24 protein-coding genes are annotated in these 21,259 nt (G+C 35.9%); 10 read left to right on the top strand and 14 right to left on the bottom strand.

Annotation, left to right across the window (positions count from 1 at the left end):
- Positions 1-6: 6 nt before the first annotated feature.
- Complete coding sequence (locus B0X80_RS09585; protein ID WP_077339823.1) at positions 7-1,083, bottom strand: glycosyltransferase family 9 protein; 1,077 nt, start codon at positions 1,081-1,083, stop codon at positions 7-9.
- Between the two features lie 51 nt (positions 1,084-1,134).
- Here B0X80_RS09585 and B0X80_RS09580 point away from each other — a divergent pair, with 51 nt between their 5' ends.
- The gene (locus B0X80_RS09580; protein WP_077339821.1) at positions 1,135-1,878 is read left to right on the top strand and encodes a 3-deoxy-D-manno-octulosonic acid kinase; all 744 of its coding nucleotides are present in this window, start codon (positions 1,135-1,137) and stop codon (positions 1,876-1,878) included.
- A gap of 31 nt (positions 1,879-1,909) precedes the next feature.
- Here the strand turns inward: B0X80_RS09580 and B0X80_RS09575 are convergent, their stop codons facing one another.
- Positions 1,910-2,566, bottom strand: a complete 657-nt coding sequence (locus tag B0X80_RS09575; RefSeq protein WP_077340133.1) for a TetR/AcrR family transcriptional regulator — start codon at positions 2,564-2,566, stop codon at positions 1,910-1,912.
- A 195-nt stretch (positions 2,567-2,761) separates the two neighbouring features.
- Between B0X80_RS09575 and coaD the strand changes: the two genes are divergently transcribed.
- Entirely contained in the window at positions 2,762-3,244 is a 483-nt protein-coding gene (gene coaD, locus B0X80_RS09570; protein WP_077339819.1) for a pantetheine-phosphate adenylyltransferase, read from the top strand.
- A 15-nt stretch (positions 3,245-3,259) separates the two neighbouring features.
- Here coaD and mutM read toward each other — a convergent pair whose 3' ends face one another.
- From mutM to radC, 9 genes are all read right to left on the bottom strand, one after another.
- Complete coding sequence (gene mutM, locus B0X80_RS09565) at positions 3,260-4,075, bottom strand: bifunctional DNA-formamidopyrimidine glycosylase/DNA-(apurinic or apyrimidinic site) lyase (protein WP_077339817.1); 816 nt, start codon at positions 4,073-4,075, stop codon at positions 3,260-3,262.
- 23 nt (positions 4,076-4,098) lie between these two features.
- Entirely contained in the window at positions 4,099-4,998 is a 900-nt protein-coding gene (locus B0X80_RS09560; RefSeq protein ID WP_077339815.1) for an ATP-grasp domain-containing protein, read from the bottom strand.
- A gap of 38 nt (positions 4,999-5,036) precedes the next feature.
- Positions 5,037-5,525: a hypothetical protein gene (locus tag B0X80_RS09555; RefSeq protein ID WP_077339813.1), complete on the bottom strand. Its 489-nt coding sequence runs from the start codon at positions 5,523-5,525 to the stop codon at positions 5,037-5,039.
- Positions 5,526-5,622: 97 nt separating this feature from the next.
- Positions 5,623-5,778, bottom strand: a complete 156-nt coding sequence (gene rpmG / locus B0X80_RS09550; RefSeq protein WP_070375415.1) for a 50S ribosomal protein L33 — start codon at positions 5,776-5,778, stop codon at positions 5,623-5,625.
- A 9-nt stretch (positions 5,779-5,787) separates the two neighbouring features.
- Positions 5,788-6,024 (bottom strand): 50S ribosomal protein L28, encoded by a 237-nt coding sequence (gene rpmB, locus B0X80_RS09545; RefSeq protein ID WP_076417462.1) that lies wholly within the window; start codon positions 6,022-6,024, stop codon positions 5,788-5,790.
- Between the two features lie 250 nt (positions 6,025-6,274).
- A complete protein-coding gene (locus tag B0X80_RS09535) occupies positions 6,275-6,673 on the bottom strand; it encodes a hypothetical protein (protein ID WP_077339809.1) in 399 nt (132 codons plus the stop codon).
- The gene (locus tag B0X80_RS09530; protein WP_077339807.1) at positions 6,660-7,328 is read right to left on the bottom strand and encodes an AAA family ATPase; all 669 of its coding nucleotides are present in this window, start codon (positions 7,326-7,328) and stop codon (positions 6,660-6,662) included. Before B0X80_RS09530 ends, B0X80_RS09535 begins: the two co-directional genes overlap by 14 nt.
- 78 nt (positions 7,329-7,406) lie before the next feature.
- On the bottom strand, positions 7,407-7,721 hold the full coding sequence (locus tag B0X80_RS09525; protein WP_077339805.1) for a PilZ domain-containing protein: 315 nt from the start codon (positions 7,719-7,721) through the stop codon (positions 7,407-7,409).
- Between the two features lie 65 nt (positions 7,722-7,786).
- On the bottom strand, positions 7,787-8,467 hold the full coding sequence (radC, locus tag B0X80_RS09520) for a RadC family protein (RefSeq protein WP_077339803.1): 681 nt from the start codon (positions 8,465-8,467) through the stop codon (positions 7,787-7,789).
- A 151-nt stretch (positions 8,468-8,618) separates the two neighbouring features.
- On the opposite strand from radC, the gene coaBC reads away from it, so the two are divergent.
- Both coaBC and slmA read left to right on the top strand, forming a co-directional pair.
- Complete coding sequence (gene coaBC, locus B0X80_RS09515; RefSeq protein WP_077339801.1) at positions 8,619-9,827, top strand: bifunctional phosphopantothenoylcysteine decarboxylase/phosphopantothenate--cysteine ligase CoaBC; 1,209 nt, start codon at positions 8,619-8,621, stop codon at positions 9,825-9,827.
- 180 nt (positions 9,828-10,007) lie between these two features.
- A complete protein-coding gene (gene slmA, locus B0X80_RS09510; protein WP_077339799.1) occupies positions 10,008-10,592 on the top strand; it encodes a nucleoid occlusion factor SlmA in 585 nt (194 codons plus the stop codon).
- A 68-nt stretch (positions 10,593-10,660) separates the two neighbouring features.
- On the opposite strand, the gene B0X80_RS09505 is transcribed toward slmA, so the two are convergent.
- Positions 10,661-11,296 carry a GNAT family N-acetyltransferase gene (locus B0X80_RS09505; RefSeq protein WP_077339797.1) on the bottom strand — a complete coding sequence of 212 codons (636 nt, stop codon included), beginning with the start codon at positions 11,294-11,296 and terminating at the stop codon, positions 10,661-10,663.
- Between the two features lie 519 nt (positions 11,297-11,815).
- Here B0X80_RS09505 and B0X80_RS09500 point away from each other — a divergent pair.
- Positions 11,816-12,409 (top strand): GNAT family N-acetyltransferase, encoded by a 594-nt coding sequence (locus tag B0X80_RS09500; RefSeq protein ID WP_077339795.1) that lies wholly within the window; start codon positions 11,816-11,818, stop codon positions 12,407-12,409.
- Between the two features lie 13 nt (positions 12,410-12,422).
- On the opposite strand, the gene B0X80_RS09495 is transcribed toward B0X80_RS09500, so the two are convergent.
- On the bottom strand, positions 12,423-14,042 hold the full coding sequence (locus B0X80_RS09495; protein WP_077339793.1) for a PH domain-containing protein: 1,620 nt from the start codon (positions 14,040-14,042) through the stop codon (positions 12,423-12,425).
- Complete coding sequence (locus B0X80_RS09490; RefSeq protein WP_175623918.1) at positions 14,035-14,580, bottom strand: PH domain-containing protein; 546 nt, start codon at positions 14,578-14,580, stop codon at positions 14,035-14,037. The genes B0X80_RS09495 and B0X80_RS09490 overlap by 8 nt, the downstream gene beginning before the upstream one ends.
- Positions 14,581-14,867: 287 nt before the next feature.
- On the opposite strand from B0X80_RS09490, the gene B0X80_RS09485 reads away from it, so the two are divergent.
- From B0X80_RS09485 to B0X80_RS09465, 5 genes are all read left to right on the top strand, one after another.
- On the top strand, positions 14,868-16,016 hold the full coding sequence (locus B0X80_RS09485) for an ABC transporter permease (RefSeq protein WP_077339789.1): 1,149 nt from the start codon (positions 14,868-14,870) through the stop codon (positions 16,014-16,016).
- The gene (locus B0X80_RS09480; protein WP_077339787.1) at positions 16,013-16,723 is read left to right on the top strand and encodes an ABC transporter ATP-binding protein; all 711 of its coding nucleotides are present in this window, start codon (positions 16,013-16,015) and stop codon (positions 16,721-16,723) included. The genes B0X80_RS09485 and B0X80_RS09480 overlap by 4 nt, the downstream gene beginning before the upstream one ends.
- Positions 16,724-16,733: 10 nt before the next feature.
- A complete protein-coding gene (locus B0X80_RS09475) occupies positions 16,734-17,684 on the top strand; it encodes an efflux RND transporter periplasmic adaptor subunit (protein ID WP_077339785.1) in 951 nt (316 codons plus the stop codon).
- A 1-nt stretch (position 17,685) separates the two neighbouring features.
- On the top strand, positions 17,686-19,065 hold the full coding sequence (locus B0X80_RS09470; protein ID WP_175623917.1) for a TolC family protein: 1,380 nt from the start codon (positions 17,686-17,688) through the stop codon (positions 19,063-19,065).
- Positions 19,066-19,153: 88 nt separating this feature from the next.
- Positions 19,154-21,019 (top strand): ATP-binding cassette domain-containing protein, encoded by a 1,866-nt coding sequence (locus B0X80_RS09465; RefSeq protein ID WP_077339781.1) that lies wholly within the window; start codon positions 19,154-19,156, stop codon positions 21,017-21,019.
- Positions 21,020-21,259: the final 240 nt, after the last annotated feature.

Below are 21,259 nucleotides of genomic sequence, written 5' to 3'. Positions count from 1 at the left end.
CTCGATTTATTTGAATGCTAAAAGCTCTGGATAAAAATCTTCAACCACGAGGTTAATTTTAGCTTTAACCTCTTCAATCGTTAGTCTTTCCATTAAATCACTGCCTTTCGCTCTAACGCCCCAAGGTAGTTGTGTATAAGGTTTACCTTTTTGCTCTTCGATCACTTGGTCGTAACAACTGACTACGTATTTTTGATATAAATACGGTCCTGTTCTGCGCGGGTTACTATGAGCATATAAGCCAACAACAGGTGTACCAACTGTTACCGACATATGTGCAGGGCCAGTATCTGGTGCTATGGTAATGTGTGCTAATTTTAAAACAGCGAGTAGTTGTTTAAGTGAGGTTTTACCAACTAAGTTGGTAATAGAGGCGTTACTTTGTTTGCAAATATCTTCAGCGAGTTGTTTTTCCATCGCCGTTGGGCCACCGCATATAACAACACGAAAACCCACTTGTTGTAGGTATTCAGCCGTTTGTGCATAGCCTGTTACATGCCAGTTTCGTTCTGCTTTACTGGCTGCAGGGCTAATAACAGCAACGGGTTTGATGTTTTTTTCAAATAACGTGTTGTGCGCCCACTGTTCGTCTTCTTCAGGTAATGGCATATTCCATACTGGCTCGCTTACCGTTAAACCTAATACTTGGGTAAATCCCATAAAACCATCGAGCACGTGTGGCTCGTTTTGCGGTGCAATTTTATAGTTAGTGAATATCCATTGACCCTCTTTTGCGCGTTTACTATCAAAGCCTATTTTTGTTTTGGCTGGAATACAGTAACTCGCTAAGCTGGCTCTTAGGGCAACTTGCATATGCAATAAAATATCAAAGTGCTGGCCTTTCATGTGATCGCGTAAATCAGAATAGCCTTTCAAACCAGCAGACTTGTCAAAAACAATAATTTCTACTTTCTCTAGCCCTTTCAGTAAATTAGCTTCTACTTTACCGCACACCCAAGTGATTTGAGTATGTGGCCATTGTTTTTGAATATTTTGCACCGCTGCAACGGCATGACAAACATCACCGATGGCAGATAAACGTAAAACACATAAATTTTTTGGTGCAGCTAATTGACCCAGCATAAAGGATTCACCACAATAGACAAATTAAAGTAATATAATTGGTCTATTATCTTGAACCCTTCAACATTTGTAAAACCCTGTAGCAAAAAAGTTTGCGAAAACAACAATATATTTTGTGTTTATGATGAAAATGAAGTGGAAAACTTTTCTGAAGCCTTTCTTGATAGCAGCTACTGGCAAAAAAACAATCATATTGTAGGCACAGCTCAAGGCCGAGGAACTACTTGGTTTATTGAAGTTAATAATAAAAACTGGGTATTAAAACATTACTATCGTGGCGGCTTGATTGGTAAATTTAATAAAGATTCTTATTTATTTTCTACAAATGCTAACACCCGAGCGGCTAAAGAGTTTGAATTATTAAATCAACTTTGCGACTTAGGCTTACCGGCACCAAAACCCATCGCTTATCGTATTATCAATACCGGCTTGTTTTATAAAGCGGATATTTTGACTGAACGCGTGTGTAATGCTCAAGACTTAATATCGTTACTTATGAAACAATCGGTTAGTTCTAGTCTTTGGCAGCGTATTGGTAAAACCATCAAAAGCTTTCATGATCATAATGTTTATCATCATGATTTAAATATTCACAATATTTTAATTGATGACCAAGAAAAGGTTTGGATTATCGACTTTGACCAAGGTGAAATTCGCTCTAGCTCTGGTAACTGGAAACAAGAGAATATGAGCCGATTATTACGTTCGTTTAATAAAGAAAAAACAAAATGTAATACGATACATTGGCAAGAAAGTGAGTGGGAATTGTTACTAGCAGGATATAAAAGCGAATAATTATGAAAAATCATTCGCTATATTTGGCATATTAAACCGCAGACAAACTCGCTTCTAAGCGCTTACGGTACATAGTACGAGCAGCCAAAAACTCTTCTTTAGCTGAATCGCTAATGTATGGATGAATAATGACTAAGATTTTCAACACGCCCTGATAAAAAACAGAGTCGTTAATTTCTTCTTCATTGTTTTGTGTTTGATAAAAGCTTAACCAAAACGTGTTAACTAAACGTAGAATACTTACAATTTCAGGTAAGTCTTCATCGTCAAATTCCATCATGTCAGCTTGTTTTAACGAAAGTAGTAATTGGCTTACTCTGTCTGCAATAAAGCTTTGCACTTCAACATATTTGTCGTGCAACAAGGGATTTTTAGCCAATAAAACAGGAAGATTACTGTAGAAAAAACGAAATTTCATCATGGCCTGAAAAACCATATCCATGTAAAGAATAATGGCATCAAGTGGTTTTACGTCTGGGGATACTTCGGGCATACTTTCTAATAAAAGTGTGCGGGCATATTCTTCATAAATAGACAAAATAATGTCTTCTTTATTACGGAAGTGATAGTAGAGATTACCTGGACTTATACCGAGATCTGCCGCAATATGATTCGTTGTAACATTCCTTTCGCCGTTTTCATTAAATAGAGCGATGCTAGCCTGAATTATTTTATCACGAGTTTTCATTAATCCCACTTCTTGTGTTTTTTGCTTACTGCCGATCAACCTATATTACTATCAAATTCAATAAGACTGAAAGGTTTTTCGAGTAAATACTTTAAGTTTTCTCTTTTTAAAATGCAATATCTTTAATAATGTCTTTTGAATTTAAAACGGTAGGCCATTACAATAGCTTTCACTACTTTTGATGAAGATTATTTTATGCCTATAAAAGCGCTATATCCGGGAACATTTGATCCAGTAACGAATGGTCATACTGACTTAATTACACGTGCAAGTAATTTGTTTTCTGAGGTGGTAATTGCGGTGGCATCTAACCCAAGTAAAAAGCCTTGTTTTGATTTAGCTAAGCGCGTTGAAATGATACAACAAGTTACACAGCACTTACCTAATGTAACGGTGGTAGGCTTTACAGGACTATTGGTTGATTTTGCTAAACAACAAAATGCTTCTGTTTTAGTGAGAGGTTTACGTGCTGTTTCTGATTTTGAATATGAGTTTCAGCTTGCGAACATGAATAGACGTTTATCGCCTGATTTAGAGTCTGTATTTTTAACGCCTTCTGAAGAGAATAGCTTTATTTCGTCAACAATAGTGAAAGAGGTGGCTTTACATAATGGTGATGTGAGTAGTTTTGTACATCCGATAGTAAAAACGGCTTTAGATGAAGCACTAAAGCCTTAAACTAAACTGCCCAGCTTATTTTTTCTGGCAAGTAGGACAAAAAACTGAGCTTCGGTTGGACTGCCTTACTTCTTCTAATATGGTTTCACACACCATGCATTTTTTCCCTGCTCGGCCATACACTAAAAGTTGCTGAGCAAAATACCCAGGGCGCCCATCAGCTTGGGTGAAATCTTTTAAGGTTGTGCCGCCTTGTGCGATAGCTGCAGCAAGTACTTCTTTAATAATATCAGTTAGGGCGTTAAAACGTTTTTTCGATATACTTCCTGCAAGTGCTGTAGGTAATATCCCCGCTTTAAATAACGATTCATTGGCATAAATATTACCTACGCCCACAACAATATGGCTATTCATTAGAAAGGTTTTAATGGGAACTTTACGATTTCTCGACTTTTCAAACAGATAATCGGGGGTCAAATCATCACTTAATGGTTCAGGCCCCAATTTAGCCAGTAAACCTTGTTCATCAATATGTTGATCAAACCATAATACCGCACCAAAACGTCTTGGATCGTTCAATCTTAATGCTTTGTTGTTACTTAACACTAAATCAAAATGATCGTGTTTAGCCACTTCGGTATTAGCATCAATAACACGGATCGTACCCGACATCCCTAAATGTAAAACTAAAGTACCGTGCGAAAATTTAATTAATAAGTATTTAGAGCGACGCTCTACTGATTCAACTTTGCTGTTAACCATGGTCTGAACGCTATCAGGAATAGGCCAACGTAATTTAGCATTACGTACAATAACCTTGGTAACGGTTTGATCAAGTATATGGGGTGTAATGCCTTGTCGGCATACTTCTACTTCCGGTAATTCAGGCATAATTTAGAACCAAGTTAAGGAGGTTAAGATGCATTGTGAGTATTCATTTTATCAACAAATGCTTGGGCAAAGCGCGTGGGTGATTCAGGATCCATATTAAAATACAGCGAAGGCTCTATCAGTTCAGCTTCCATTAAAGCGAAAGATGTTTGATCGCGTACGTAATCAAGCCGTGCATACAAAGGCATATTATGAATTTTAGCTATGGCCGCTAATGTGTTTTCAGCTTGTGTTAATAGCTCGGCTTCAGGTTCAACGGTAGTTAACCTGCCGCCATGCTCTTCTTGTACTCTAAAATCGTTGTTTTTTGGCGTTTTAAGGATTGTGTGGCTCAACGTACCATTAAAATAAAACAACGAGAATTCACCTTCGTTTATCACGCTTTCCATGAAGGGTTGAACCATAAATGATTCATTTTTAAATATGGCTGTTAATTCCGCTAAGTGGCTTTCAATATTATTTTTAGTCAGCCAAAACGTATTATCGGCATTAGCAGAAATACGAGGTTTGATCACTAACTGATCAGTATTGAAATAATTAAAAAAACGGTTAACTGACGCAACAGAAATTTCATTTTCCCACAGCGTAGGTACTATATTAATACGTATTTCTTCTAAGGCTTTTAAGTAAATTTTATCAATATTCCACTCTATAATTGATAAGCTATTTTCTAGATGTGCCGATGAAGCTTCAATATTTGAGAGTACTTTTAAAAAAGCATCCGCATGATCTTGATAATCCCATGGCGAACGAATCACTACAGCGTCGTATTTGTTCCAATCCACATTTTCTGCTTTCCATGAAATAGTATGAGTTTTCCAACCTAATTTTTGTAGTGGTTCGTCAATTAAGTGGTCGTAAACTTCAAAATCATCTAAGCAGTCCATACTTAAAATAACACAGTGCTGTTGAGTTGAACTCATGTTGAAATTCCCATTCATAGTTAAGGCGATAATTATCGTTATACTGAAAAAATTTCATTCGGTACGAGCTGTGAAAAAATAGCGAGAGGGAAAGATTTCCATACCAGTGTGGTGCGATTAAATATAAGGAGCTCTGTATCAGTGGCATATAGGTTTAACGTATGAGGTTCATCTTGCCCAGCAAGTTCTACTTTAACCACTAAAGCCATTTTTTCGTCGAGTAATGGAGGATGCTTAACGGTATCGCCTTCGCTATGTTTCCATGACCGCATCATTTGCTCTAGCCCTTGTTCATTTAGCGTAGCAGGGGTAGAGCGCCATGTTTTTCCTATACGTTCAATTGTTACATTGGGATAAAAGGTTAACGTGAGAATAGTGGCATGTGCGCCAAATAACGTTGCTTGTTCCGTATTTGAGGTGTTTTCATCTTCAGAAAATATTTTATTGTTAGTGACATTAATTAACAAAATAAACGCCATTACTGCGAAGATAATAACGTTGTTCCAACCTGTACGAGATAATTTCATAAACTCTGATCAGTTAAATTGAAGAACAACAATAATACCGTAATTTAGGCAATAAAAAACCCAGCAAAAGCTGGGTTTTTAAATAAGCAGTTATCAATTACTTGATTTTTGCTTCTTTGTACATAACGTGCTGACGAATACGAGGATCAAACTTTTTGATCTCCATTTTCTCAGGCATAGTCTTTTTATTTTTATCTGTAGTATAAAAATGACCAGTACCAGCACTAGAAACTAAACGAATTTTATCACGCATGATGATTCCTTAAACTTTTTCGCCATTGGCACGAATATCAGTTAAAACTGCATCAATACCTTTTTTATCGATAATACGCATTCCTTTCGGAGTTAAACGTAATTTAACGAAACAATTTTCACTTTCAACCCAAAAACGGTGAGTTTGAAGGTTAGGTAAAAAACGACGACGTGTCGCGTTTCTCGCATGCGAACGGTTGTTTCCAACCATTGGCTTTTTGCCTGTTACTTGGCAAACTTTAGACATAATGAGTACTCCAATATTAATTTCAGCTCGAGCTATTATTCCCCAAGACCGTCGCCTCGGGATCCTGAAAAAGGTGGCATATTATAGAGAAACTGAAAAGTTATTGCTAGCTTTTCTAAAGATCCTATTAAAAAACTATACAATACCATTGTTTTTCAATAAGTTAAAAGATAAAAAAGGAAGTAAAAATCAGTGTTACAAGGTGGTTTATGGTTTATTTGCCAACAGATAGCATAAAAAACAAACGACCTTAGTCTATTTTAGATCCTAATAATTTATGTATTTTTTCTTGCTGCGCTTTATTACATAATTCATCAATTAAAATACGTAAAATGTGAGATTTAGCCAGTTTAGTCTCAATAGCTAATTCTGAAAGTTGTGTAATAGCTTCCTCACTGAGAGTAAAGGTGGCATGCCTGAAAGGTTTTTTGGTTTTATTGGCTGCTTCTTGTTCTGCTTTTTTATCAGCAACGTATTTTTTGGCTGCAATAACCGCCTGTGTTAAATTGAGCTGATTATTAATGTCGCTACTAACAATTTCAGGGGCACCCTTTGCGTAATTTTCTGCGTCAGAAATAAATTCGTCTACAGTGAATTGTCTTTTTTTTGTATTACCGTCCTTGGATTTTTTAAGATCACTTAAACTCATGGGAGTTGTCCGGTTTCATTGCCATTAATTCTTCTGCAATTGAAATCATTTCTGCGGCGGCTTTACCATCCGGATCAATTTCTAACACAGAAGAGCCTTTTTCTTCACTATCGTCGTATACATTTCGGCTAAACGTAACAGCATTTAAAACATTTATACCGTACGAGCTACACACATCCTTGGCTTCTAATATACGCCCTGCTTGATTGGGTAACGAAGGACATTGGGTAATAACAAACGAAGCTAGCATTTTAGGATTAACCATTTTACATGTACTGAGCATGTCTTCCATGTGCGGAACAGTTTTTAAATCGCGACGTTTTGGTCTTAACGGAATAATAACATGATCAGCTACCGACATTGCAGCACGTAAGGCGAGATTGTCTTGACCACCACAGTCAACAATCACGTAATCGTAATGTTGATTAAGGCTTAATAAGTCGTTACGAATTTTTCCATAAAGTTGAATACAGTTAATGGCAGGCAAACTAGGATCGGTATTTCGGGCTTGTATCCAGTCAGACGTTGTACGTTGCGGATCACAATCAACCATTAATACAATGGCTTCTTTATCTCTGGCAAAATAAACCGCTAAGTTTTGTGCAAGGCAACTTTTACCACTACCACCTTTTTCACCGCCTACTAATATCATCATTACCTATTTCTCCTGCTATCACTTAATCAGTGATATGCACCAATTATAGTTCAAATTTTAACAAACATTGTTAACGTATTACTGCGCATTTTCGTCAAGGCGTAAAGCGATTTCAAACCAACCATTATCTTGTTTAATACAACGTATAACACGACCGTGCAGTTTTTGGCTATTAGGATTGGCCGCTTTAAAAATAACAACAGCTTGCGATTGCGGTTCAATAGCTTGGTCGCAATCGATTTTTAAACCACCTCTAGAAAAATCAAGACATGCTATTTTCTTTTGTCGTTCTACACCAGCACTATCAGTCCAAACAATATCAACTAGCTCTTTTTCCATATCTAATCGGAATGACTGTCGGCGGTCTTCCTCATTACTTGTAATATCAGACATATAGATTCCTTAATCCCATCTTTATAATGTAAAACTAACTGTCATTAACCTTAGTTGCAACTTTTTTAGCGCCCTAATTCTCCTTGCTCCGCAAACGAATAACATTGATGACCTGCAATAATGATATGATCTAAAACCCTCACATCGATTAAATCTAATGCTTTTTCAAGACGACTCGTTATCTGTTTATCTGCCGTGCTAGATTCTGCAATTCCAGAAGGATGGTTATGACTTAATATAACGGCTGCAGCTTGATTCTTTAAAGCATGTTCAACTACTATACGAGGGTAAACCGCTGCCGCATCAATGGTGCCATAAAACAGTCTTTCAAATTTAATTACTTGGTGCTGATTATTTAAAAACAACACGGCAAACACTTCTCGAGTTTCGTTACGTAGTTCGCTAATAAGGTAGTTTTTAGTGGCTTGTGAAGAAGTTAATGCATAACCCTGTTGAAGCTGCTCAGCTAAGTGCCTTTTCGACATTTCTAAACAAGCTTGCAACTGTACGTATTTAGCCGTACCTAAGCCTTTTCGGGTACAAAACTCTTCTTCAGACGCTTTGTATATGGCAGAAATGCTGCCGAAGCTCACTAATAACTGGCGAGCTAAATCAACCACATTACAGCCTTGCACACCTGTTCTTAAAAATATTGCCAATAATTCAGCATCACTTAAACTTGCAGCGCCTTGATTTAATAATTTTTCTCTAGGTCTTTCTACACTTGGCCAATCCTTTAACATAATGACATCCTTGTATTGCGTATCGTAAATTCAATATTTTTTTGTACAAAATTCATACATGAATAGTTATACCAGTATTCCACTCAAAATTTCAATATGTTAGCGATTAGTGGTATCTTTATACTTATTGAATTTATATACGTGTAGTTAGAAAATGCTGAAAGGTAAAAATATTGTACTGGGAATAAGTGGTGGAATTGCTGCTTATAAAACACCTGAGTTAGTTCGCCGCTTAAAAGAGCAAGGCGCTAATATTAGAGTAGTAATGACCAACGGTGCGAAAGCCTTTATTACCCCATTAAGCCTACAAGCCGTTTCTGGCAATGCAGTTTCAGACAGCTTACTAGACACGCAAGCAGAGCTTGCCATGGGACATATTGAATTAGCTAAATGGGCTGATTTAATTTTAATTGCGCCAGCAACAGCCGATGTTATCGCCCGTATTAGTCATGGCATGGCGAATGATTTACTCACTACCATTTGTTTAGCGAGCGACGCTCCTTTGGTTATTGCGCCAGCGATGAATCAACAAATGTGGCACGCACAAGCTACTCAAAACAACATAAGTATTTTAAAAGCTCGTAACGTAACACTTTGGGGACCAGGTGCAGGCGAACAAGCTTGTGGCGATATAGGTTTGGGCAGAATGCTTGATGTACCTGATTTAGTCACCCTTGCTTGCGATTTTTATCAAGAAAATAAAACAAATAATCTATTAGCGAATCAACATTGGGTGATCACTGCTGGCCCTACGCGTGAAGCGATTGATCCCGTTAGATACATTTCTAATCATAGCTCCGGAAAAATGGGCTATGCAATTGCTGATGCGGCACAAAAAGCAGGTGCTAAAGTCACGATTATTTCAGGCCCTGTAACGATTACCACACCACAAAACTGTAAGGTAATAAAAGTTGAAAGTGCAAGAGATATGCATAAACACGCACTCGTATTAGCAGAACAAGCCGATGTATTTGTCGCCTGTGCTGCTGTTGCCGACTACCGCGTTGCTGAAGTTGCTGATCACAAAATTAAGAAAACCTCAGATAACGACAACCTAACCATTGAATTAGTGAAAAACCCAGACATTGTGGCTGATGTTGCATCACTAACTAATAAGCCTTATACCGTTGGTTTTGCCGCAGAGACACAAGATGTAGAGCAATACGCTAAAGCTAAGCTAGCCCGCAAAAATTTAGATTTAATTTGTGCAAACAATGTATCTATACAAGGGCAAGGTTTTAACAGTGATGATAATTCGTTAACCTTATTTACGGCGAATAATGAAATACATTTACCACTTACCAGCAAAGCAAAACTAGCACAAACCTTAGTCGCTGAAATAGCTAAAAAGTACGTTAAATAACGTACTTTATTTTTAAAAATAGTAAGTAACCACATACCCTACATTTATTAATTTAAATATACTTACTGATTAATAAGCCATTTTCAGGATAATAAATAACTTCCATATTAAAGTAGTTGAAAGCACCAATATAAAACCGTTAGAATTCGTTTATTAATAATTAAAATAATGAGAATTTCAGTGGCTGTAAATCCAAAAACCAATCGTAAACAGCAAATTTTAGAATGTTTAGCTAGCATGCTTGAAACTAGCCCTGGACAACGTATTACTACCGCAAAATTAGCTGCTGATGTAGGTGTTTCTGAAGCCGCTTTATATCGTCACTTCCCATCAAAAGCGAGAATGTTTGAAGGGTTAATTGATTTTATAGAAGAATCTATTTTCTCAAGAATAAATCTTATTTTAACAGATCATAAAGAAGCGTTAGTACGCTGCCATCATATTTTACATGTGTTGCTAGTATTTGCTGAACGCAATCCGGGTATGTGCCGCATTTTAAGTGGCGATGCTTTAATGGGTGAGAACGAACGTTTACGCGCGCGTGTAAATCAGTTTTTTGAAAAACTAGAATCTCAATTCAAACAAGTATTAAGAGAACGTAAATTAAGAGAAGGTAAAGGTTTTACCATTAACGAACTTGCCTTAGCTAATATTATTGTTTCTTTTGCTGAAGGTAAAATCAGCCAATATGTAAGATCGAGCTTTGCTAAAAAACCAAGTGATGATTTTAACGAACAGTGGCAATTTTTAATGGCGAGTAAGTAAGCGTTTAAAGTTATCCAATCATACTTATGAATGGATAACTCACTCTTCTATTGAGTAAGGCTGTATGCTTAAGCAATAGCTTTAATCGTTGCGGGACTTGCAATAAACAATTCAAAAGGCAGTGGTTCAGCTAATAAGCTTTCATCTATTTCTACCTGCATAAAACCACTTGCTGTAAAAAATGCTTTTAGCTCTTCGTTTGCTATGGCTTCATTTTCAAGTGCTAGTTTTGTGTAATATTGCGTATTTTCTTCACCATTACAAAACTCTAAATCTACAAATAAATTCATCGCCATACTCATCACATTTAACGATTGAACTTTAGGGTAATGTAGAGCAATTTCATTCAATAAATACTTAGCTACGCCTTGTTTTCTGTAAGCAGGCTGTACACTTATTGCTTCAATCATAATATGTGTTTTTGCGTTAGTATCTGGCTTAACTAAAAGCTTTTCGCAATATTCTGCTATTAAATTTTGTTTTTTAAAATAAACACCTAATGGTAATTCCCAATCGGTAGCTTCTTGCTCATCAAGCATTGCAAAGCTTTTATCAGCATCGCGATGTTTGTTAAGGGTTATAAGCTCTATTTCCGCTTTTGCGATAACATCGCCAGCTTCATTACTCACGTTGATCTCTTGCGACAATTGCCAATCGTACGCGCCTTTTACCGTTGGTTTTTTAAAGGTTATTGATAAGTTCATATGTGTTTAGCTAACATAAACGTTTTACGAAATGCTCGCTACCTTGATGGTCAAATGACGATTTTTAATAAGATGGTGCGTATTTTATGGGGTTTTCATTAGAATTCATACTCAATTAACGTAAAATGAAATTGAACAATATACCCGTTACCAATCAAGAGGCTATTTCAGAGCACTTGAGCGATATCAATTCAAGGCAATGCTTTGCAATAATGGTTGTTCCCTTATAAAAAGAATTAACGATGAAGTGATTTTGCTCAAGCGCTTCTTCGATGGGTCTAAAAACAATTTATGCTTCGTTATTAACTTTAGTCAGGTTCCTACACGGATGTAGGACATTAGGGTAACGCAGGAGCAGTTACCGAGAATAACCATGACGTAAACTTAATGCCTTGCATACATGGATGTAGACCTTAGATTTTGTTTGGAACGTAAAATCTGTGCCTAAATTGTTTTTAGTTCCCACTGAAACCTGCACCTTGAATAGTTACGGGTATATATAAAAGGATTAATAAATACATGAATAAGGAAATTCCTACCTTTACTGTAGGCACTCAAGATAATTTATCAATCAATGTTTTAACACCCGAACATTTTACTTTAGTTAACGCATACGAAATTAGAAATAAGCAACATCTCGCTTGTTGGGAGCCTTTGCGTGATAGCCATTATTATAATGAGGCCGAAACAAAAGCCAGAATAATGAGCCACTATCAAAATTATTGCTTAGGTAACTCACTACACTTTGTAGTTATAAATACGACAAACAAAGAGATGGTCGCGTCATGCAACTTTACTAATATTGTGCATGGTGTATTTCAAGCATGTTATTTAGGGTATTCAATTGACGTTCGATACCAAGGGCAAGGCATTATGTATGATGTTTTAAGCGAATGTATTGCCTACGTTTACGATAGATATGACTTACACCGAATAATGGCAAACTACATGGTTGAAAATAAAAGAAGTGAACGTTTATTGCAACGTTGTGGATTTGAAAAAGAAGGTTTAGCTAAGTCTTATTTGAAAATTAATGGCCATTGGCAAGACCATATTCTAACGGCTAAAATAAATCCTAAGCATGACAAATCCCCCCGCCAACAAATACGTTAACGTTTTTTAAGAATTACATCCAAGATCGACGACTTTCTTCTACTTGATATAAAAGCTCGTTGGTCATGTTATAACCTTGTTGTTCATTGATATACGGAATATTTACCGCACCTGATGCTAATACGATAGATAACGAACAAAGTTGGTGGCGTTTCATAAACACACTTTGAATAAATTTAGTCTGTTGTACTTTGTAGATAGGAAAGCAACAATAGTCGACGCCTAAAACTCCTTTACGCACATATAGAAAATATTTGTCTTGTGCATAACCCCAACGATACCAACGACAAAAGACTAATCCGCTCAATATTAAGTATGCAGGTACTAAATAATTTAGTAATGTGAACTTCCCTGTAGTAGCCGCGAAAACCGATAGCACGATAAATAAAGGCGTTAATATATAGCCGATATTGCGTAACAAAAATCGCTTACTAATACGCGTATAAATTAATGTTTCCATGGTATTGTCAGGAAACACATCATTGATCAGCGTTTGGCATTCATCCGCAGTAATCGACGGCACCATAATTTTATTATTTAAGCCGCCAGGTTGAACGTTTTGCCCGATCACATTGTTTTGTTCAAAGGTTAGATTAATACGATTAAGCAGTATATCTAACCAATCTTGTTGCCTATACACCATTTGTAAGCGGGGTAATTTCATCGTTACTTCATGCTTAGTTAATAACCCACTGCGTCGAATATATCTGTCGCCTATTTTACTCAAGGTGTAGTTATAAAAAGTAATGATGGAACCAATTATTGAAAACAGCACAATAGGCAATAAAATCAAAAGGGTTAATGTTAACGCCCATAAACTAATTTGCCACCAAGACTTATCCGCAAAGGTTAGCAACTGCTCTATATCAATCCCTAAATTCTGAAAAAAGTTATCAACATAACGCCCTATATCATCTAAAAAAGGTGCTAAGCCCCCTAAAAATATCCATACTCTATTATTGGTTATTCCATGAATAATAAGGTCTTTGAGGGAACGCGTGTTTAATATGGTTTCATCTTGAGTGTCGTTTTCAACTATTTGTTCATTACTTTGCTCTACGTTTATTTCTGTAGGTTGAATATCATTTTGACCATGTGTGGTTAAAATTTCTTTTTTTAAGGCTTCAGCAAACGAGAGTTTTAATGCAACAATTTTAGCTTCCTGCTGGGCAGAGCCTGCGGTATCAAGTTCCAAGCAAGTGTAACCAAAAGGGCGGTAATAAATGGGTTGAACAAGTTTTACGTTTTGAATACGAGTAAAAGGTAAGTTGATATGCTTTTTAGAAAAAACACCTGATCGAATTTCAATATGTTCGTTAACTAAACGGTATTGAAAAAAGTAAAAATTTAAAAATACAATCAAGCCAATAAAAATAACCACACCCAATAATGCAGGTAACCATATCCAAGGGTTATTAATAATATGCTTATAGCCAAAAATAACGGCTGGAATTAAAAAGAATAAATTACTGAAAAAGACATAAAGCAATTTTACGAAAAAATAACACATGGCAATAGGAGCAAGCCGTTGCCACGTTTGAGTTAAACGTTCATTAACGATATTATCTTTAGCCTGTGACAACTCTGTATCTTTTTGTTTGTCTTGTTCAGGCGAACTTTCAATATTATCCATGATGAACAACATCTTTATGATCAAGTATAAATTGTCTAATAGACTCTGCAGTATCGACTTCTAATCCCGGAATTTCAAAAGTATGTGTCGCACCGCCAGCGCTAAATACCTGTATTTTAGCCAATCCAAGTTTACGGTCTATAGGCCCACGCTTTAGCTCAACATGTTGAATACGTAATATAGGTTGGGTAACTGCTTTTTTAAATATAAGGCCTGATATGTAACTTAAATCTTGGTTTCTTAATGCGTAAAATTTTCGTTTATCAGCAAAAAAACCAAAGATAGTTTTACCTAACAATATGAGTGCTAATATCACGCAAATAATTGGGACCGTTTTTACGGCGTTAGGGGATATAGGCATAAAATTTTGAAAATGAACAAACAAGGCAATAATAAGCGCGAGTAGGGTTAAAAGTATATTAATACCTAAATTAGCCATACGGTGCTTACTGGATATAGCTACAAGCTTAAGTTGTTCAATTTGAGGTAAAGATTGAACATTCACTTCATTGTTTTCAAAAGATATTTCATCTTTCACTCTACTTTCCTTCATGTTGCTTTAGGTTCTATTATTATGTTTTATCATACAACGATGAAGTAGATCTTTTACAACAATTACCTAGTAATATTGTTACAAATTAAAATTAACTTTTTACGGTGTTCTATTTTAATTTAATAGCGAATTGATATATAGTATAACAAAACAACCTACCCCCTAAATTCTGAAGGACTTCTGTTGATTTTATGAACATCAATCAGCCATAACTTTCCCTGCTAAAAATAAACGACCCAATAAAAAAGTTACTATAGGAAATACCACTTTACATGATGATCTCATTAGCTAGAGCAAATTTAATACATGATTGGCGACGTCATTCTACAGCCATTTTTGTATTGGTATTAGCTGGCTTACTGATGACGATACAACTCGGCTTTGTTGTCGGTTATATCAAAACATTTGGCCTAATAAAGCAACAAATAACAGCAGATGTTGTTATTGCTACGCAATCTCATTATAGAGCCCAACCTATTGATACTCGTTATGAAAGTAGTATTTGGATGCATCCTCAAGTTGAAATGGTGTCAGGTTGGTCTAGCTTTGGAGCCATGGCTCAATGGCAAAAAATAGAGGAAAACACTATAAGTTCATCAAATAGCCGCCCGCCCATCATACGTGTAATGCTCATAGCTGTTGATCCTAGTCAGCATTCAATGTCTTTTCCGAAACAATTTCCTGAAAGCTTTAGAGCATTATTATCAACACCAGGTACCGTTATTCTATCCAGATCAGCCGCTAAACTATTATCAGCAAGCGTTGGGGAGAAAGTTACTATAGACAATATAGAAATAATTGTTGGTGCTATTTTTGATGGTTTACCAACCCCACAGCTTCCAAATGTATTTACTTCTGAGCAAACATTAAGATTAATTAGCGATAGAGAAAGAGATATCTCTGCTTACCTTGTAAAAGTTAAAAATCCCCAACTTATTCAACAAACAATCGCAGAATTAAATTTAATGCTAAGCGGCAAAAATTTAATAGCTACAACAGTAGAAGGCTTCTCAAAAAATAATAGTATTAGTGACATATTCCAAGGACCAGGAAAAATATTACTTGGCTCAGCGGCTTTTGCTTTATTAGTAGGCTGTGGTATTGCAAGTCAAACCTTACGTGGGGCTTTTCTGGCGCAAATAAAAGAATTTGGTTCATTAAGAGCATTAGGTATACGTCGTAGAGTATTGGCAGGTATAGCAATGGAGCAAGCATTTTGGATAGGAATAGCTAGCATACCACTTTCCTTTATTATTGCTCACTTGATCCGCATAGTATCAAAGCGCTTTGATATTATTATTGATTTACCCGTATATTTAATGGCTGCTAGCTCCGCTCTTTTATTGGTTGTCGCATTATTCGCGGGGCTATTTTCCTTAACCGTCATTTTTAAAGCCGAACCTGCAGAGTTATTACGATGAGTAAATCTTTAATAGCAATTAGCGCCAAAGGTTTAATGAAAAAATTTGGTGAAGGCGACGCAAGTGTAATCGCCATGAACAATCTAGATTTAGATTTAGCTGCAGGTGAAATGACCTTAGTTAAAGGTCCTTCAGGATCAGGAAAATCAACCTTAATAGCAATCTTAGGTGGATTACAAAAACCTGATGCTGGACAAGTATTTAGCTTTGAACAAGAGCTCTGGAGCCTGTCATCAAATGATTTAGATAAATTTCGTCGCCAACATGTCGGTTTTGTTTTTCAAAGTATGGGGCTATTCGCTTCATTAACAGCACGCCAACAAATTTTATTTCCAATGCAACACATGGGCTTTAGTAAAAAAGAAGCACTAATAAAAGCTGATGCTTTACTTGAAGAAGTAGGGTTATCTCACAGAAAAAACGTGCGCCCAGCACAAATGTCTGGAGGTGAAAATCAACGTGTTGCTATCGCTCGTATGTTCTCTAAAGAGCCAAAAATTATTTTTGCTGACGAACCTACATCGGCGCTTGATAGTAAAAATGGAAGAATAGTTGCAGAGCTATTACACCGTAGCGCCAAATCACACAATGCTATGGTGCTTTGTGTAACCCATGATGATCGCTTGAGTTCTCATGCCGATCGAATACTAACACTTGAAGACGGTATTATCTCTTCAGATTACCGCCCACAACCTCTTAAAAATTAATAGGAAAACCATGCTGAAGTCATTTAAATTTTGGATTACTATTCTCATTGTCATTTTTATCGGCTTCCTATTTAAAGAAAGTTTTACCCAAGAAAATGCAACATTTGAAAGTAGAGCTATTAAGCCTCCTATTTCAAACTATACAGCCGTTGCTAAAGGAAAAATAGATGTTGATGGCGGCATTATTGAAGTGTCTGCTCGTTTAGGCGGTACTTTTCGCAAAGTATATGTACAAGAAGGAGATATTGTTGAAGCTGGTGATGTACTTGCTGTGCAAGAAGATAACGAAGAACAAATTGCACTAAAGTCTGTTAATGCACAACTGATGTCGGCTAAAGCAACAATGAATAGCTTATTATTACGTAAGAAAATTGCACAAAGAGAATATGACCGATTAAAACCGTTATTAACAATTGATGCATCATCGCAATTAGATTTAGATCGAGCTATGGACGACATTGATCAGATTACATTAGATATTGAACTACAGGAAGCTGCAATCTTACGCGCTCAAGCATCCGTTGAAAGTGCACAATTTAAGTTAGAACAAAGAACAATACGTGCTCCAGTTGCGGGTCGTATTATCGAAGCTAAAGCAAGACCCGGTATGGGTGCGTCAACCTTAAATATATCAGCTGCATTTACATTAATGCCTAATACTCAAAAAATAGTACGAGCCGACTTAGACCAAAACTTTGTTGGCGCGGTAAAAGTTGGCGACAAAGCGATTATTTCTCCTGATGCTAACCCTGAAACACAATACCAAGGAGAGGTATTGCGAGTGGGAGAAATATTTGGTCGAAAAACCACGAACGACTCTTCAAGTATGAGAGGTGGTTCTAACAATGATTACGTAATAGAAATTGTAGTTGCTGCAGGTAAAATCCCTCTTTTAATTGGTCAACAAGTTTTAGTACGCTTTCCAATTAAAACAACAGATAATGCAGCTGAGAATAACTAAAATGAATTTTTGCCAAAAACTCCCATTATTTTTCGCGTATTTATCACTTATCTGTATAGCCTCTTGCTCTACAATAAAACTTGATAAGCAAGATGTTATGGCTACATTAACGCCAGAATTTTGGGAACAACAACAAAATGAAATTGAACATCCTTCATTTACTTGGCGCGATTTTGAAGATAGTAAACTAAAAGAATTAACGGAACTCGCTTTAACAAATAACCCTGACATTTATTCTATTGTTTTAGCTATTCAATCGGCAGATTTAGCAACTAAAGAGCAAGAAGCAAATAACGGTATTAATTATAATATTGAGGCGCGAACGGGCATTAACAAAACCCGTAAGGATGATAAACAAACAAATTATGCACTTAACGCCAACACAAGTTATGAAATAGATTTTTGGAATAAAAAAACAGACAAACTTGCTATAGCCGAACTGAATGTTTTAAGCCAAAAAATATTGTTAAAAACGGCACGAATTTCATTAACGTCATCCATTGCAGAAACGTATTTCACTGTTCGTTTGCAAGATAAGCAACTTGATTTTCAACGTGCAACATTAACAGAATTAGAACACCAAAAAGAGATGTTATTAGCGCGAAAAAAAGCAGGTATTATCACCAGTTTAGAAATTAACAATCAAGATGTAGAGATACAAACTGTAAAAGCGCGTATTGAAGATCTAACAAGCCAACGCATTGTTTCAGAATTAACTCTCGGAAATTTACTGGGTTTACCACCACATCAATTTAGCTTAGCACCACGAGCAAACTTTATTTTTCCTGCTCAATTATTAACGGCTGAAACACCTTCCCAAGTATTACGACATAGGCCAGATATTCAATTGGCGGAAGCAAAATTACAGTCTGCTTATAAAACCTTTGATTTAACACGAAAATCACTTTACCCAAATATTACCTTAACAGCTAATTCAGGTTTTGCTTCAAATGCTTTAAGCGATTTATTAAAAAATAATGCATTAAATTGGACGCTAGGAGCCGACATTATTTACACATTACTCGATACAGGTACAAGAGAGCGTAATATACAGCAAGCTAAAATAAACGCGGAGCTGCAATTAAACGACTATCGCAAAGTTATCTTAAATGCTCTTAAAGATGTAGAAAGTGCGCTAGCATCACAAGCTTCAGGTAAGCGACAACTAGATATTGCAAAGTTAAGATTAAAAGCCCAACAGCGATTAACGTTTGAAACTCAGGAAAGATATAAATATGGCAGTGTTTCAGCTTTCAATGTTTCTATTCAAAAGCGTATTTTAATTTCAGAACAAGAAAACCTTCTGCAACAGCAGTTAACCAATGTTAGATCTTCAATTCTATTACTTAAAGCATTAGGAGTTGATCCTGAAGAGGTATAACAAACCGTTAATAGGTCGTAAATCCAGCTATAAGGCAGCTTTATTTTAAGGTGCTCACCTGTTTTAAAAGGTAAAAATAAGGATATATATGCAAACAAATGGAAAGGTTAAAACTAATAATGCAGACCAAGCCGAAAATAACAAAGTCAGTAAAGTATCAGCGGCTTTAACGAGTTATGGGAATAATTTAAGGCTCGCTTGGAAGTTAATTAAAACCATATTTAAAGTGTCTCCGTGGCTTACTTCTATTGTAATTCTACAAAGTTTCGTTGTAGGTTTAATTCCTATAGCCAAAATATTTATTACTGCTAGCTTAATAGACCTCATATTTACATTCGTTAATACCGAGTATTCTTTTGCGGCAATTATAGCTCACCCAACACTGATATATTTTATTATTGCTTGGGTAGGAATCGAAATAATACCTAAAATATTTGGATTTATTACTTCAATATCAAACCAGGTATTAGGCGAAAACTGTTATAAATATTTTTGCACGCAATTAATGACAGCAACCAATAAAGCCGAAAATTTAGCTGTATTTGAAGGGCAAAAAATATTCAATGAAGCTGAGGCCATAAAATCCCAAATAGCAAATGCTCCCAATATTTTAATTAATACATTAGCTCAATTGTTATCGTCAATTTTCACAGTAGGTACATTGTCATTAGCAACATTTTTTTATGCTTGGGAAATTTCTTTTATAGTCCTCATTCTCGGTATAATTGAATACATTATCCACGTTAAAGTTGGTCGCCTTAGTTGGTCTGCAATAATTGGCCATTCAAAAGACTCTCGTGCGATGCATTATATAATGGATTTATCATTTCACAGAGAAAGTCGCCAAGAAATTCGCTTATATAATTTACCCAACTTTTTAACATCAAAGTTTATCAATGCCTTTCATTCATTCAGACTTATAATGAATAAAGTAAGATGGCGCAGCGTATCTATACAACTATTAGCAATTATACCGTCTCTAGTTTTATTAAGTTGGTTACTTTTTGTCGTTATTAAAGTCTGTACTACAGAAGCTTCAGCAACAGGAGATGTAGTTTTTATACTTTCCGCTATATTAGCACTACGTTCATCAATTGGAGGGGTTGCTGCTTATTTAGGAGGAATTGTTGGCAGGTTAGTTTATTTTGAACAATATTACGCTTATATCAAAGCCCTTTCTCAACCTTTACCTGATGATAAAAATAACAAAGAAGAAATATTAACAGTTAATAATTTAAGTTTATCTGAATGTAGTTTCTCTTTTCCACAAAACGAATTGGTTTTAAATAATATTTCTTTCTTTGCAGAAAAAGGTGAAAAAATTGCTATTGTAGGTCCTAATGGAGCAGGAAAAAGTACCTTCGTTAAATTGTTGCTTGGCCTTTACCAACCTACTTCTGGTGACATTAATGTCAATTCTCTATCATTGAAAAAATTGAATCGCCAAAGTTTTTGGGAACGCTGCGCTGTTTGTTTTCAAGACTACCCTAAATATAAATTTACCTTAGGTGAAAATATCGGCTTTGATACTGATTTAAGTGAATTAAACGACAATTTTTTAAAAGACTTTTACAAAGAAAATTTTCAGATGGATACACAACTAAGTAAAGAGTTTGATGGTGAAGAAATGTCAGAAGGGCAATGGCAACGGTTATCTGTATTACGCTGCCTGCACTTTGCTCAAAATAGAGATATTCTTGTTATGGATGAACCTACCGCTGCAATTGACCCTTTATTCGAAGAAGAAATTTTTAAGCGTTTTGAGCAAATGAGTAAAAATAAAATCGCTATTTTTGTAACGCATCGTTTATCAGTTATTCGTTATGCCACTAGAATTTTAGTTATGGATAAAGGCCAAATAGTTGCAGACGGAACACACGATGAGTTAATGGAAAAAAATAGTCTATACAATAAAATGTATTCAGCGCAGGCAAATAAATTTATTACGCCTTAATATGTCTTAGCCACTATTTTTGCTAATTAACAGACAACTTACTTAACCTCAACTCTGGATAAGAAATTAGCTAACGGTCTGAAATATAAACTGTTATTGGTTTTATATATTCTAGCTTGATGTTTTTTCTTAGTACAAGTTAAATGGGAGCGTCAATAGCGAGCTATTGCAATCGAATTTAACGAAGTAATAAGGAAAAACAGCTGCTAGAAAGCAAGTTGTTATCCAGAGTTGAGGTTA

Source organism: Pseudocolwellia agarivorans, assembly GCF_002000085.1.
GTDB lineage: Bacteria > Pseudomonadota > Gammaproteobacteria > Enterobacterales > Alteromonadaceae > Pseudocolwellia > Pseudocolwellia agarivorans.
Note: the sequence above shows the minus strand (reverse complement) of the source record. Positions and strands in the feature narration are given on the sequence as shown.

Excerpts from the sequence above, each read along its gene's own strand:
- B0X80_RS09585 (WP_077339823.1), bottom strand. The coding sequence starts at position 1,083 with ATGCTGGGTCAATTAGCTGCACCAAAAAATTTATGTGTTTTACGTTTA.
- B0X80_RS09575 (WP_077340133.1), bottom strand. The coding sequence starts at position 2,566 with ATGAAAACTCGTGATAAAATAATTCAGGCTAGCATCGCTCTATTTAAT.
- coaD (WP_077339819.1), top strand. The coding sequence starts at position 2,762 with ATGCCTATAAAAGCGCTATATCCGGGAACATTTGATCCAGTAACGAAT.
- mutM (WP_077339817.1), bottom strand. The coding sequence starts at position 4,075 with ATGCCTGAATTACCGGAAGTAGAAGTATGCCGACAAGGCATTACACCC.
- B0X80_RS09560 (WP_077339815.1), bottom strand. The coding sequence starts at position 4,998 with ATGAGTTCAACTCAACAGCACTGTGTTATTTTAAGTATGGACTGCTTA.
- B0X80_RS09555 (WP_077339813.1), bottom strand. The coding sequence starts at position 5,525 with ATGAAATTATCTCGTACAGGTTGGAACAACGTTATTATCTTCGCAGTA.
- rpmG (WP_070375415.1), bottom strand. The coding sequence starts at position 5,778 with ATGCGTGATAAAATTCGTTTAGTTTCTAGTGCTGGTACTGGTCATTTT.
- rpmB (WP_076417462.1), bottom strand. The coding sequence starts at position 6,024 with ATGTCTAAAGTTTGCCAAGTAACAGGCAAAAAGCCAATGGTTGGAAAC.
- B0X80_RS09535 (WP_077339809.1), bottom strand. The coding sequence starts at position 6,673 with ATGAGTTTAAGTGATCTTAAAAAATCCAAGGACGGTAATACAAAAAAA.
- B0X80_RS09530 (WP_077339807.1), bottom strand. The coding sequence starts at position 7,328 with ATGATGATATTAGTAGGCGGTGAAAAAGGTGGTAGTGGTAAAAGTTGC.
- B0X80_RS09525 (WP_077339805.1), bottom strand. The coding sequence starts at position 7,721 with ATGTCTGATATTACAAGTAATGAGGAAGACCGCCGACAGTCATTCCGA.
- coaBC (WP_077339801.1), top strand. The coding sequence starts at position 8,619 with ATGCTGAAAGGTAAAAATATTGTACTGGGAATAAGTGGTGGAATTGCT.
- B0X80_RS09505 (WP_077339797.1), bottom strand. The coding sequence starts at position 11,296 with ATGAACTTATCAATAACCTTTAAAAAACCAACGGTAAAAGGCGCGTAC.
- B0X80_RS09500 (WP_077339795.1), top strand. The coding sequence starts at position 11,816 with ATGAATAAGGAAATTCCTACCTTTACTGTAGGCACTCAAGATAATTTA.
- B0X80_RS09495 (WP_077339793.1), bottom strand. The coding sequence starts at position 14,042 with ATGGATAATATTGAAAGTTCGCCTGAACAAGACAAACAAAAAGATACA.
- B0X80_RS09485 (WP_077339789.1), top strand. The coding sequence starts at position 14,868 with ATGATGATCTCATTAGCTAGAGCAAATTTAATACATGATTGGCGACGT.
- B0X80_RS09480 (WP_077339787.1), top strand. The coding sequence starts at position 16,013 with ATGAGTAAATCTTTAATAGCAATTAGCGCCAAAGGTTTAATGAAAAAA.
- B0X80_RS09475 (WP_077339785.1), top strand. The coding sequence starts at position 16,734 with ATGCTGAAGTCATTTAAATTTTGGATTACTATTCTCATTGTCATTTTT.
- B0X80_RS09470 (WP_175623917.1), top strand. The coding sequence starts at position 17,686 with ATGAATTTTTGCCAAAAACTCCCATTATTTTTCGCGTATTTATCACTT.
- B0X80_RS09465 (WP_077339781.1), top strand. The coding sequence starts at position 19,154 with ATGCAAACAAATGGAAAGGTTAAAACTAATAATGCAGACCAAGCCGAA.